The organism is Pseudobutyrivibrio ruminis CF1b (assembly GCF_000424005.1).
GTDB classification, from domain to species: domain Bacteria; phylum Bacillota; class Clostridia; order Lachnospirales; family Lachnospiraceae; genus Pseudobutyrivibrio; species Pseudobutyrivibrio ruminis_C.
This window is the reverse complement of the sequence record NZ_AUJB01000010.1, coordinates 37,870-50,828: the sequence shown is the minus strand read 5'-3', so window position 1 is coordinate 50,828 and position 12,959 is coordinate 37,870. Positions and strand designations below refer to the sequence as shown.

Annotated in this window: 15 protein-coding genes; 2 read left to right on the top strand and 13 right to left on the bottom strand. The window is 41.2% G+C overall.

Going from position 1 to position 12,959, the window contains the following annotated elements:
• The 13 genes from G592_RS0108895 to G592_RS0108835 form a co-directional block, all read right to left on the bottom strand.
• Positions 1 to 1,107: a type IV pilus twitching motility protein PilT gene (locus tag G592_RS0108895; RefSeq protein WP_028247516.1), complete on the bottom strand. Its 1,107-nt coding sequence runs from the start codon at positions 1,105 to 1,107 to the stop codon at positions 1 to 3.
• 9 nt (positions 1,108 to 1,116) lie between these two features.
• Positions 1,117 to 1,485 carry a hypothetical protein gene (locus G592_RS0108890; RefSeq protein WP_028247515.1) on the bottom strand — a complete coding sequence of 123 codons (369 nt, stop codon included), beginning with the start codon at positions 1,483 to 1,485 and terminating at the stop codon, positions 1,117 to 1,119.
• Positions 1,486 to 1,505: 20 nt separating this feature from the next.
• Positions 1,506 to 1,886 carry a hypothetical protein gene (locus G592_RS0108885; RefSeq protein ID WP_028247514.1) on the bottom strand — a complete coding sequence of 127 codons (381 nt, stop codon included), beginning with the start codon at positions 1,884 to 1,886 and terminating at the stop codon, positions 1,506 to 1,508.
• The gene (locus G592_RS0108880) at positions 1,876 to 2,415 is read right to left on the bottom strand and encodes a DUF4860 domain-containing protein (RefSeq protein ID WP_196801832.1); all 540 of its coding nucleotides are present in this window, start codon (positions 2,413 to 2,415) and stop codon (positions 1,876 to 1,878) included. Before G592_RS0108880 ends, G592_RS0108885 begins: the two co-directional genes overlap by 11 nt.
• A gap of 24 nt (positions 2,416 to 2,439) precedes the next feature.
• The gene (locus tag G592_RS0108875) at positions 2,440 to 2,796 is read right to left on the bottom strand and encodes a hypothetical protein (RefSeq protein WP_051194842.1); all 357 of its coding nucleotides are present in this window, start codon (positions 2,794 to 2,796) and stop codon (positions 2,440 to 2,442) included.
• Between the two features lies 1 nt (position 2,797).
• Entirely contained in the window at positions 2,798 to 3,850 is a 1,053-nt protein-coding gene (locus G592_RS0108870; RefSeq protein ID WP_028247511.1) for a type II secretion system F family protein, read from the bottom strand.
• 11 nt (positions 3,851 to 3,861) lie between these two features.
• Positions 3,862 to 4,836 (bottom strand): transglutaminase-like domain-containing protein, encoded by a 975-nt coding sequence (locus G592_RS0108865; protein ID WP_155942185.1) that lies wholly within the window; start codon positions 4,834 to 4,836, stop codon positions 3,862 to 3,864.
• A gap of 23 nt (positions 4,837 to 4,859) precedes the next feature.
• A complete protein-coding gene (locus G592_RS0108860; RefSeq protein WP_028247509.1) occupies positions 4,860 to 5,282 on the bottom strand; it encodes a hypothetical protein in 423 nt (140 codons plus the stop codon).
• Complete coding sequence (locus tag G592_RS0108855) at positions 5,282 to 6,529, bottom strand: BTAD domain-containing putative transcriptional regulator (protein WP_028247508.1); 1,248 nt, start codon at positions 6,527 to 6,529, stop codon at positions 5,282 to 5,284. Before G592_RS0108855 ends, G592_RS0108860 begins: the two co-directional genes overlap by 1 nt.
• 130 nt (positions 6,530 to 6,659) lie before the next feature.
• Complete coding sequence (gene pth / locus G592_RS0108850; protein ID WP_028247507.1) at positions 6,660 to 7,229, bottom strand: aminoacyl-tRNA hydrolase; 570 nt, start codon at positions 7,227 to 7,229, stop codon at positions 6,660 to 6,662.
• 6 nt (positions 7,230 to 7,235) lie between these two features.
• Positions 7,236 to 7,496, bottom strand: coding sequence for a septation regulator SpoVG (spoVG, locus tag G592_RS0108845; RefSeq protein ID WP_028247506.1), 261 nt, complete (start codon positions 7,494 to 7,496; stop codon positions 7,236 to 7,238).
• A 5-nt stretch (positions 7,497 to 7,501) separates the two neighbouring features.
• The gene (gene glgD / locus G592_RS0108840; RefSeq protein ID WP_028247505.1) at positions 7,502 to 8,635 is read right to left on the bottom strand and encodes a glucose-1-phosphate adenylyltransferase subunit GlgD; all 1,134 of its coding nucleotides are present in this window, start codon (positions 8,633 to 8,635) and stop codon (positions 7,502 to 7,504) included.
• Positions 8,632 to 9,906: a glucose-1-phosphate adenylyltransferase gene (locus G592_RS0108835; protein WP_028247504.1), complete on the bottom strand. Its 1,275-nt coding sequence runs from the start codon at positions 9,904 to 9,906 to the stop codon at positions 8,632 to 8,634. The genes glgD and G592_RS0108835 overlap by 4 nt, the downstream gene beginning before the upstream one ends.
• A gap of 322 nt (positions 9,907 to 10,228) precedes the next feature.
• Between G592_RS0108835 and murC the strand changes: the two genes are divergently transcribed.
• Together murC and G592_RS0108825 are read left to right on the top strand one after the other, a co-directional pair.
• Positions 10,229 to 11,608, top strand: coding sequence for a UDP-N-acetylmuramate--L-alanine ligase (murC, locus tag G592_RS0108830; protein ID WP_028247503.1), 1,380 nt, complete (start codon positions 10,229 to 10,231; stop codon positions 11,606 to 11,608).
• A 214-nt stretch (positions 11,609 to 11,822) separates the two neighbouring features.
• Positions 11,823 to 12,950, top strand: a complete 1,128-nt coding sequence (locus G592_RS0108825; RefSeq protein WP_028247502.1) for a DnaD domain protein — start codon at positions 11,823 to 11,825, stop codon at positions 12,948 to 12,950.
• The last annotated feature ends 9 nt before the right edge of the window (positions 12,951 to 12,959 follow it).

Below are 12,959 nucleotides of genomic sequence, written 5' to 3'. Positions count from 1 at the left end.
TTACACTCCTAATCTTCTTCCTAACATTTCTGCGTTAACGGAAAATTCTAACGCAGTGTCCTTAGTGATTTTACCATCCTTTACCAACTTGTAAAGACTGGAATCCATAGAAACCATATCATCAGTGTCACTTGAGTAAATTACACCCTCAATCTGTGGCACCTTATTCTCCCTAATCATGTTTCTGATGGCCGGTGTGACAGTCATTACCTCAAATGCAGGCACCAGTGTTCCATCTATAGCAGGAACCAGCTGCTGAGAAACTACAGCCTTAATTACCATTGAAAGTTGCAGAGCAATCTGATGCTGCTGTTCTGATGGGAATACATCGATAATTCTGTCGATGGTGTTTGCCGCACCTATAGTATGAAGGGTTGATAAAATCAAATGTCCAGTTTCTGCAGCGGTCATAGCTACAGAGATAGTCTCTGCATCACGCATCTCTCCAAGCAAAATAACATCAGGGCTCTGGCGCAATGACGCACGTAGAGCCGTAACGTAATTTTCAGTATCAAGATGAATTTCTCGCTGGGAAACAATAGACTTATCATGCCTGTGGAGGTACTCAACCGGATCCTCCAAGGTGATAATATGCTTATTATAGTTTTTATTAATCTTATCTACAATACATGAAAGTGTAGTTGATTTACCACTTCCTGCCGGACCTGTAACCAATACCAGTCCCTTTGACTCATTGGAAAGATTAATAACTGTTTCAGGAACGCCCAAATGCCTGTAATCTGGCAGGGAGAATGTAATAATACGTACTACTGCCGCATAGGTACCTCTCTGTTTAAAGGCATTTACTCTGAAACGGGAAACGTCCTTTATTGCGAAAGAAAAATCGTCATCACCATTTTTCTTATAGTATTCCATATCCCTTTTTGCAAGTGTGTAAATCTGGGTCACCAGCTCCTCTGCCTTTGCAGGCATAACAGGACCATCATCCTGCTCAGACTTCTCTAAGCTATTGCTTTCCAGCTCTGATCTGGTCATGACCATATCATTTACTCTGAAGGAAATTTCTCGGCCTGTGATGATAAATACATCAGAAGCCCTGTACTTTTTTACCGCATCTGTTAAGTAAGTTACGATATCTACAGCCATAGTCCCTCCTTAATTCCAGTCATCCAAAGTGATTACCGGCTGAGTACTGTCTGCCTCCCAGCTACTGTTATTGATAACCTCCCAGCTGACTATCTCACCACCACTTACCTTTACGTTTAAATCCTGTGTATCATTGATACTTACTGTAAATTCCTGATCTTCCCAGCTTGTAGCTGCTATCTTTTCATAAGCCTCATTTGATGCTGCATAATATTCGTCCGTGTGGGCTCTCTGCTTGTCGCTTAGGCTGTAATTATTGTGGCTGGAAGATATAGCCAGAGCCGCAATTACAGCAAAAGCCAGGCCAATGAGAATTACCACCATCAGCGAGGTTCCAATATTTATTATTGTACGATTTTGACTCTTCTGCTCTTCCATACTAATCCACACCAATACCCTTATTTCAAAGCTTTTTCCACAACTAATGAATAGATTTCCCTGTCCTCTGCAGTAGCTACCACTATTCGTAGGGACTGACAACTCTCTTTATTCTCAGACTCAGTAATTATAGCTGTTGTCTTGTATGCTCCCTCATCGTTTACTATTTGCCAGTTTTCATCATAATATTCTGTATATCCTTCGAAATCAGGCTCAGTCAGATATCTCTCTGCTGCATTTGTCGCTGCATTTACTGCACCTGTGATTTCACTTGCATCTTTGCTTTTTGCATAGGCGGTAGCAAAGCACTGAATACATATCGTTGATACTATAATGAAGAATAATATTGAAAACATTAGCTCCGTCATGAAGATTCGAGAGCCATTATTTCTAGTCTTCATTTGCCACCTCCTCTTCTAAAATCTCCTTAGTTTCAGAGGTTTCTTCTATATTGTTAACTATAGATTTAATTCCTATATCTACTACTTTCTTCTCTCCTGTAGTCTCTTCTACCTCCACCTCTATAAGTTGATTGTTCTTCCAACTAAAGTCCAATCCATTTATAGCAATCAGCTGATTTCCAAAATCTGCAGTTACACCAGCGTCTTCCTTTGCCTCTAATTCCATGAGGTAACCATCCATATAGTAGATATAAAGATAATAATCCTCGCCCTCATACATCCTGATTGCTTCAATACCATCAATATCTGCTATCTCAACACTTCCCATCTTATCGTGCTGGCGCACTTTCTCTCTGATGTAAGCCGTTGCAGCTCTCGTGTTTGAATTCTTCTCATTTGATACTACTACTGCTTTATAAGAATTTACGGCAAGCAAAAGAACACTCACTGCAGAAAAAGTGAATATCAAAAAAAGAATCATAAGGAACATGATATCGATATTATGTTTTCTCAATCGATTCTTGTTCATTGCCAAGGCTTTTTCCTCCCCAAACTACCTTTCACCGATATTTATAATGGTAATATCAGGCTTCATATTAGTTCCAAAGATTACATAATCCACCCTGAATAGCTCGTCATCATAGATAATTCCATAATTTTCCTTCAGGTATTCAAAGCTCTCAGGATAACGGCCCTCTGTGACATAGCACTGCATAACAGCCCTGTCGATGGCTGCTGACAGATTATTTTTCTGCTCGTCTACAGACCCCTTAGATGCTGCTGATACCGCAAACAAAAAACCAATAAATATGAGAATGAACAGGCCTGCAGAAATAAGTGTCGTGGAGGCCACATTCTTTTTTCTGATTTGATGAATGCCATCAAGGCTTCCAAATCTTGTTTTAGCCATATTAAATCATCCCTGACATAATGTTTAACAGTGGTAACATAACTGAAAGAAGGATAATTCCAACGATAACAGAAAGGATAATAACCAGTGTTGGCTCTACAACAGCGATTAAATCGTTAATCTCCTCATCTGCCTCCTGCTGATATGTTGTAGCTACCTTCTCCAAAACAGTCTCCATATTTCCTGTTTTTGCTCCTAAAATAGCCATTCTTCCATATAGGCCGCCAAAGATACCTGACATAGAAAATGCCTTTCCTACATCCATTGTATCTGCGAAGGCATCCTTACATTTCTCCACCTTCTGCTCGAATTCCGGAGCATCTACAATACGTCCACTTACATCCAGCGACTGCATTACGTCCATACCACTTGAAAGTGTCATTGCCATAGCAGATGCAAAACGGCTGGTAGCAATCTTTGAATGAATAGACTTAAATCTTGGGCTCTTGTAAAGGATTCCGTTTCGGTGCTCCTTGCCCCATGAAGTTTTGTTAATAACGATGAGATATACCACAATGGCAGCCAAAAGAATTAAGAATAATACGCCATTGCTCTTCATGAATTTTCCAACTGAAAGAAAGCCTGCCGAAAGGCCGTCCATTGTGCCGCCCAGCTGCTTAAAGACCCTGTCAAAGACAGGCATAATTTCTGTAACTAATACGATAATGATTACAAGCATCATTGCAACCATCATAAGCGGATAAGTAACCGCACTTCGAATGGCGTTGCTGATAGCCATTTCTCTTGAATAATGAGCCGCAAGATTAACAAGAACAGAATCCATTTTACCGGTCTGCTCACCCATCTTTGCCATCTCTACAAAATAATCAGGGAAGACACCTGCCCCTTCGATGGCCTTTGAAAGAGAACCAGTCTCTCCCACAACCTGCTCCATCTCTGTAAGAAGCTCTTTTTCCTCACCACCTTCTGATTCATCAATCATCATGGTAAGTCCCTGAATTGCTGATACACCACTTGAAATCATCATTCCCATTTCATCTGAGAATGCATATAATTCTTCCGACGTTAATCTCTTTCTAGATTTCTCACTCATAGCCCCACCCTTTAATATTTATACTTTAACTGGTAATAGGTATTGTCTTCTAGATATTTCTTAACTACGCTCTTGCTTGCATAGGAACCAAGTGTTGGATCCATCAAAGTCCATGTTGTACCGTCAAATTGTATTATCTTGTCTATCCAGCCTACCTCTTGAATATAAACAGATATCCATGCATGATACTCTGTTCCAGCATAGCCAATCTCTAGTCTGGTTGGTATGCCCTGTGACCTTAGCATTGCGCCCATTAAAGAGGCATAGTCGAAGCATATTCCGGTTCCAGTGGCCAATGTCCTATCCACCGTTGGAATATAGCCTGACTGGACTGTAGCCGCCTTTTGATGGTCATAACTTACGTTTTCAATAATGTAATGATATACATTCTGAACCACTTCAAGGTCGGTATTACATCCTGCCGCCAGCTCTGCGCCCTTCAATACAGCCTTTGAATTTGCATTAAAATCCACATAGGCATTAGGGTACAGGAACATGCTAAATTGGTCTTTTAGAGTGACATTCACTGACTGAGTAAATGCTGCTGCATACTGGTCATCGTGTAGGTTCTCATAGACACCGATTTTGTATTTTCCGCTACCTTCAGACAATGGATAAACATCATAGTTTCCATCAAGCGCCATCAGATAATTGTATGTATTCCCTGCTGGTGTCTCTATTAGCATTCTAACCTTTGCGGCACTTCCGGTGTACTTTACCATCACATATCCATCAGCAGCGTTGCTGGCGTCAATAGAGGCGTCATTGTTTCCGTAAACAGTAACACCACTAGCCACAGGTTCAAGCACATTTATCTGGTTGGTTCTGGCACCCTGGGATCCTTTCGCCTGAGTGCCTCCCGATGATGCGCTTGCTGTATCACCTGGCCCGCTGTTTTGTAATGCAGATGTCCCCTCCAGGGTTCCGCATGCCACAAGGCTAATACTCAGAACAATCAGTGAAAGCAAATACTTAAATCTTCCCACTTGCTTCCTCCACTTGCTCTACATTATTTCAGCAATCTTATAAGTTCTACCTCACTATTGAAAGTAAATTCAACATCTTTCTTTTTGTCATAAATCATTCCCTGCCATGTAACGTTATCACGGCTTGTAACCATAACTACGTAGCCATTCTTAGCGTCTGCAGGAATAAGCTCCTCAGCTTCCAAAACCTTATTTTCCACATCAATAGGTTTTACCTCAAAGTCTACAGAAGTCTTTTTGAAAGCTCTGTTCTTGGTCTTGACCGCTGGGAAATTCAGTGCGTCCATAACACCTTCTACTATATAAAACATCTCATTGATATCATTGAAGCTCTGTGGCTCCTTGGAAAAGCAGTTGTATACTCTTCCCTTAAAACCATTCTTTGCCTCATCAATGCAGATTCCAACACAATTTGGAGTTCTTTTCATTCTAGCTGATACTGGCATTAATCTTCACCCCTTACAATATCCTGAAGCTCATCTGTATCGTTATCAGTTCCTGCACTTGCCAAATTAACTGGAGCAAGGTGATATTTAATGTATCTCTTTCTAGATTCCTTGCTGAGGTTCTCATTAATTCTGGCCTGAACCAGTACACAATCCTCCTGAGTAATATCAAGGAGAAGTACAACAAACTGGTTGTTGCTGTATCTTGCGTACATATCTCCTCCACGGGCTGATGTTCTGATTGCCTCAGAAAGCTCGTCTGAAAGAAGATTTAAACGATCTGAATCGTTAAGGGCGAATCCCTTGCCGTCAGTAATTGTGCAAAGCATAAGCCATGCAGACTGACCAGAACGACGGATTACACGCTTAATGTATCTATAGCTCTCAACGAAGATAGGATATGTGCAGTAGAATGCACCCTCGATATCTTCTTTAGAAGTATCAAGATTCTTCTTAACTTCACTGATTACATCTGTATTATTCTTAATCTGCTCGCCAAGCTTGTTGAGTTGCTCAGACATTCCTGCTGAAACAGAAACACCAAGCTCCTGGAACATGAGAGCCTCTGTATCCTCGTAAAGCTTAAGAGCTTCCTTAGCCTTACCAAGCTCGATAAGAGCCTGCATCTCATATGTCTGCCAGTTGTCGTATGGATATAATCCATCTGCCTTATGACTTACCTTATAGAGCTTGTCGAACTTCTCCTGAAGTACGTACATTTCCATAAGCTGCTTTAAGCATCTGTCATAGAGCTTCTTAAGCTTAACCTGAACTGTTACAACCCATTCAACGCCGCTGAGACCAGGTAAAAAGTCTCCGTTGTAAAGCTTAACAGCTTCCTCTAAAAGCTTCTGCTGCTCTTTTATATCTTCTGAAGCAAGAGCCTGTCTTGCAATGTTCTCAAATTCAATAGCATCGCATTCCACTGTTACGTTTGGACTGATGCGATATGTTCCGCGCTTTACGTGTACATAATCTTCATCTGGAAGGCCTACCTTTGGAAGTGCCTTTCTTAATCTGAAGACAAGCGCTCTTAAGCTGTTAGACTCATCAGCTATATCCTCGTTATGGAACAAGTTGTACATTACCTGCTCACGAGGTAAACCATTTGTATAATATAGTAACATCTGGAAAAGCTGATTTACCTTTGTAGTATTGTTTCGCTCGATTGTGAAAGGCTTATCATTGTACAAAACCTCCACATTTCCCAACATTCTTGCTTTGATAATAATTGTTTGATTAACCATCACTCATCCCTTTTCTACTACTCGATATTGCCTACTTGTTACAACCTTAAGTATAGATTTTTTAATTGTTATTGTAAATAACATTGTTACAAAAATGGGCACACTTTTAAGTGTGCCCGTAAGTTCTATCCTATTTCTCTTCTTTCTTATTGTATTTATTCATTGCAGCGTCCAAATCACCATCCAGGAACAATTCAACAGCTCCTATTACTTTCTCCATGGAAGCGTCAACTCTTTCCCTGTCCTCGGCGTTGTATCTTCCAAGTACATGGGCAACCATATCGCCCTCGCACTCTCCCACACCTACTCGGATTCTTGGAAATTCGTTGGTTCCCAAAAGATTAATAATGTTTTTCAGACCATTATGCCCACCTGCGCTGCCTTTCTTTCTAACACGGATGTTTCCTGTAGAAAGAGATACATCGTCTGAAATAACGACCATTTCTGTGGATGGATCAATTTCATAATAATCTGTAAGTGGCAAGACACATTCACCACTGAGATTCATGTAAGTCTGTGGCTTGACAAGAATCACTTTCTTTCCGTTAATGATTCCCTTTCCCACAATTCCCTTGTGTTCCTTGTGGTTTACCTCGATTCCAAACTGCTTTGAGATGGCATCGATAGCCTCAAATCCTACATTATGTCTGGTTCCATCATACTTTCTCTCTGGATTACCTAGACCTACAATTAAATACATAAAATACTACTCAGGGAACTCTTCTTTATACTTATTAAGAATCATTGTCTGCATCTGCTCTCTAGTCGTAGACTTGATTGGATGTGCAATGTCCTTATAGCCACCCTCAGAGCCACGTCTTGATGGCATTGCGATAAACAGTCCCTTATCTCCTTCAATAATCTTGATGTCGTGGATTACAAACTCCTCATCGATTGTTACTGAAACAACAGCTTTCATCTTGCCTTCTTTTTCAATCTTGCGAATTCTGATGTCTGTAATTTGCATTTGCGTTATACCTCCCCAACTGGCATATCATATCTGTTCTTGTTACCGGTAACGATGCGGATACCATTTTCCCCAATATATGTTGATCCGCTGAGCAACGTCTCATGGCTCTCTACAATGCAATTCTCTACATGCACGTTGTCTCCTATATATGCTCCGTTCAAAATGACGCAGTTCTTAACAACTGAATTGTTTCCTACGAACGCCTTCTTGAACAGTACAGAATTCTCTACAGTGCTGTTAATGATGCATCCTCCAGCGATAAGTGAGTTTGAAACCTTTGAGCCTGCGTTATATTTTGCAGGTGGAAGGTCGTGAGTCTTAGAGTAGACTCCTGGCTCTGTGTGGAAGAAATTATCTCTAACATCCTTGCGTAAGAAATCCATGTTTGCCTTGAAGTAACTGTCTACGTCAGCAATGTTTGACCAGTAGCCTTCCATTCTGTAGCCGTAGATTTTCTTCATGCTCTTGTATCTTATGAGAATGTCTGTAACAAAGTTGTACCTGCCCTCACGATTGCACTCCTCCAATAAATCGATAAGAGCTCTTCTTCTAATGATATAGACACCAGCAGAAACCATATCAGAGCTTGCCACCATAGGCTTTTCTTCGAACTCAGTGATTCTGCCATCTCTATCCATTGTAACCACACCGTATCTATTGATGTCATCGCCCTCTGGAAGCTTAGCGCAAACCACTGTGATATCAGCCTGCTTCTCAATATGATAATCGAGAACCTTGTTGAAGTCCAGTTTATATACGCCATCTCCACTTGCAATGATTACGTATGGCTCATGTCTTTTCTTTAAGAAATCAATGTTCTGCCAAATAGCATCTGCGGTACCTCTGTACCACCAGCTATTGTTAGTAGTAACTGTTGGTGTGAACAGGAAAAGTCCTCCCTGCTTTCTACCAAAGTTCCACCACTTTGATGAGTTAAGATGCTCGTTTAATGAACGAGCGTTGTACTGTGAAAGTACTGCTACAGTCTGGATGTGAGAATTTGTCATATTTGAAAGAACAAAATCAATACATCTGTAGCTACCGCCTATTGGCATTGCAGCAATGGCTCGCTTTTCCGTAAGCTGTTGCATTCTGCTTGAGTTTCCACCTGCTAGTATAATTCCTAATGCTTTCATAATCGATCACCTGCCTTGATAATGTAGCCACCACTTGCTAATTGTCCGTCAGGATAATCTCCCTCGCTAGTCTCGCCCTTGATAGCTGTATTCTTTCCAATAGTTACATTTGCTGGGATAGTAGAATTCTCACCAATTACCGCTAATCCATATGAATATACGCTGGCATTCAGTCTGCTTTCTACTTCCTCGCCCTGACCAATCTTAGCGTTATCGCCAATGACTGTGTTTTCGGCAACAATCGATTTATCTATTACACAGTTCTTTCCAATCTTTACGCCTTCCATAATGATTGAATCTCTGATAACTGTGCCTTCCTCAATAACTACGCCTGCGCCTAGTACTGAGTTGTAAACTTCTCCATAAATCTGAGCACCCGCACCTACAATCGCCTTTTCCACTACTGCGGAATTTGCTACGAACTGTGGCTCGATAATGTTCTGATTTGTATAAATCTTCCAGAACTCCTCGTAAAGATTAAACTCTGGAATTAAATCTATAAGCTCCATATTGGCTTCCCAATATGAACCAAGTGTTCCTACATCCTTCCAATAGCTGTTAAATTCATAAGCATACATTGGCGAACCCTTCTCGTGAAGGTATGGGAGCACGTGCTTACCAAAATCGCAATTGCTTTGATCCTTAAGGGCACAAAGTGAATCCTTAAGTGCCTTCCAACTAAAGATGTAAATACCCATTGAAGCCAAATTACTACGTGGCTGAGGTGGCTTCTCCTCAAACTCGCTGATGCGCTTGTCATCATCAGCAATAACTACACCGAATCGCGATGCTTCCTCAATAGGAACTGGTATTACAGCGATAGTAACATCAGCACCCTTTGCCTTATGAAAATCTAACATGGCCTCATAATCCATCTTATAGATGTGGTCTCCTGAAAGGATAAGCACATACTCTGGGTTATAGTTCTCCATGTACTTAAGGTTTTGGAAAATTGCGTTAGCAGTACCAGAATACCATTCACTAGTGTCACTCTTCTCGTAAGGAGGGAGGACAGTAACTCCGCCGTTGTTTCGATCCAAATCCCATGGAATACCAATTCCAATGTGAGAGTTCAAAACAAGAGGCTGATACTGAGTTAGTACGCCAACGGTATCAATCCCTGAGTTGATACAATTTGATAGAGGAAAGTCGATAATACGATACTTACCTCCGAAAGAGACAGCTGGCTTTGCCACGTCTGACGTTAGCACGCCTAGGCGGCTTCCTTGCCCACCAGCCAAAAGCATTGCGATCATTTCTTTTCTAATCATCCTTTTTCATCTGCCTTTCTCATGGTGTCCGTAAAGGATGTGCCAATTAAAAAGAACTCATAGCACTCCCCTTTAAGAGTTGCAAAATCTAACGAATTCTACACTCTTATGCATTTAGTATAACAAAGTGATAATTTACACGCAATATTATTCTAATTTTTTACTATTTAATCGTTAATTATTTGACAATTCACTGTCATATTCACCAAAATAATCCATATTTTTCCTTAACTTGACCCTTGAAAGTATATCCATTTGGGGGTATTGTAGGGGGAGATGTCCCGAAGGGACGGATGATGAGTAAAGAAAGGAAATCCTTATAATGTATAAAATAAATTTCGACAACAAGATCCATGTCCACTTTATTGGCATCGGTGGTATCAGCATGAGCGGTCTTGCAGAGATTCTTTTGGGTGCCGGATTCACTATTTCCGGTTCAGACAGAGATTCTTCTGATTTAACAAAGCACCTTGAGGCACTTGGTGCAAAAGTTAACTACCCACAGGCTGCTGCAAACATCACAGACGATATCGACCTTATCGTTTACACAGCAGCCATTTCCAATGACAATCCTGAGCTTATGGCTGCAAAGGCATCTGGCAAGCCAATGCTTACACGTGCCGAGCTCCTTGGTGAAATCATGGAAAACTACGCTAACTCAATTACAGTTGCAGGTACTCATGGAAAGACTACTACCACTTCTATGGTAAGCCAGATTCTCCTTGAGACTACAACAGAACCTACTATTACAGTAGGAGCTATTTTAGATGCTATCCACAGCAATGTTCACGTTGGTAACAGCGATGTATTTGTTGCAGAGGCATGTGAATACACAAACAGCTTCCACAGCTTCTTCCCTAAGTACAACATTATTCTTAATGTAGAAGCTGACCATCTTGATTTCTTCAAGAACCTTGATAATGTTCGTGCATCCTTTAGACAGTTTGCTGAGAACACATCAGATGAGGGTGCACTTATTATTAATAACGAGATTGAAAATGTTTCTTACTTCACAGAGGGACTTAAGTGCAAGGTAATCACTTATGCTCTCCACGGTGAAGCAGATATTGTTCCTACTGATATTACATACGATGAGAAGGGATTCGCTTCTTTTGTTCCTGTTTATAAGGGACAGGCTCTTGAGCGCATCACTCTTCATGTACCAGGAGACCACAACATCAGCAACGCTCTTTCAGCTATCGTTCTTTGCATTGAAATGGGTGTTGATTACAAATGTATTAAGACTGGTCTTGCTAAATTTGGTGGTGCTCACCGTCGTTTCGAGCTTAAGGGTACCTACAAGGGTGCTACAGTTATCGACGATTACGCACATCATCCAACAGAGATTCGCGCCAGCCTTGCAGCTGCAGCAAACTACCCACACAACCGTGTAATTGTTTGCTTCCAGTCTCACACATACACTCGTACACTTAGTTTATTAGATGATTTCGCAGATGCACTTAGCGCTGCAGACATAGTTATCCTTCCAGACATTTACGCAGCCCGCGAGCCAGACATTTATGGAGTCAGTTCAAAGGACATCGCAGACCGCTTAGAAAAGCTTGGAACAGAAGCCCATTATTTAGGCACATTTGAGGCCTGTGAAAAATTTTTAGAAAAAAATGTTTTGAACAATGACTTGTTGATAACTATGGGAGCCGGAGACGTGTATTTAGTAGGTGAAAATCTACTTAAAAAATAGTTATCCACATTATCCACATTTTTTTGATGGTTTTTCCCCACAAAAAGATGTGGATTTTTTTGCCCCTTTTTTACTACATTGAGGAGACTTTTCCACATTATCCACAATCGCCACAAACCCTTTATTTACAAGGGTTGCGGGGCTTCGAGCTCTTTTCTTTTCAATGTGACTTTGCTATAATTTGCCACATAGTTAAGAGGGAGATGAATAATTTATGGCTGACATCATGTTGCACACAACTTCGAACACAGGCTTTACCTGTGTCTCAAATTCTTTCATAGACGATTTCATGAAAGACGCTAATGGGGAATACGTAAAGGTTTACCTTTATCTGCTTCGTTGTCTTACTAGAGATGGGTTCGAATTTTCCATCTCGCAGTTGGCGGACTGCTTAGACCACACAGAAAAAGATGTAATGCGTGCCTTTACTTATTGGGAGAAAGTAGGCATTCTTCGCCTTGAGTATTCCGCAGACAATGAGCTTTCTGGAATCTACTTAGTAGATGTGAATGGTAATGGATATGGCAAGACAGAGAGTCCTGTCATATCCAACATTACATCCATGAACAAGGCTACTCGCTGCACATCTACAGCAAACAATAGCATAGCTCCTGTTTACACCACCGCTGATACCAAGCCTAGCTACAGTCCTGATCAGCTCAAGGCTTTCAGCGAGGACCAGCAGGTAGAGGATTTAATTTTCGCTATTCAGACTTATCTGAAGCGTCCACTGTCTATCAGCGATACCACCACCCTTCTATTCTGGTATGACAGTCTCCACTTCTCAGTGGATCTTATCCAGTACCTGGTAGAGACATGCATCGGCGGTGGCCACAGCAGCTTCCACTACATGGATACTGTAGCCCGCAACTGGGCTGAGGACGGCATCACTACAGTGGATGAAGCTATCAGCACATCTAGCGCGAGAAACAACCTTGTTTACTCTATTATGAAATCATTTGGTATTTCAGGAAGAGTTTTAGTTGAGTCCGAGCTCAACTATGTTAATAAATGGTCAGGTTCATATGGAATGGCTCTTGATTTAATCTGTGAGGCCTGCAAGCGTACTATCATGCAGACCAACAAGCCTTCTTTCCCATATGCAGATTCCATCCTAACAAACTGGCACAAAGCCGGTGTTAGAACAATGGGAGATGTTGAAAGACTTGACCTTGAACACAGCATGGCTAACGTTGCTAACATTTCTTCAGCAACCCGTGCAAGAAGCTCTGCTGCAAACTCTGGAGCTGCTGCAAAGCCTAAGACTAACAGCAAGTTCCACAATTTCTCACAGAGAGATTACAATTTTGACGAATTAGAGAAAAGAATTTTAGGAAACTAAGGGGGAATA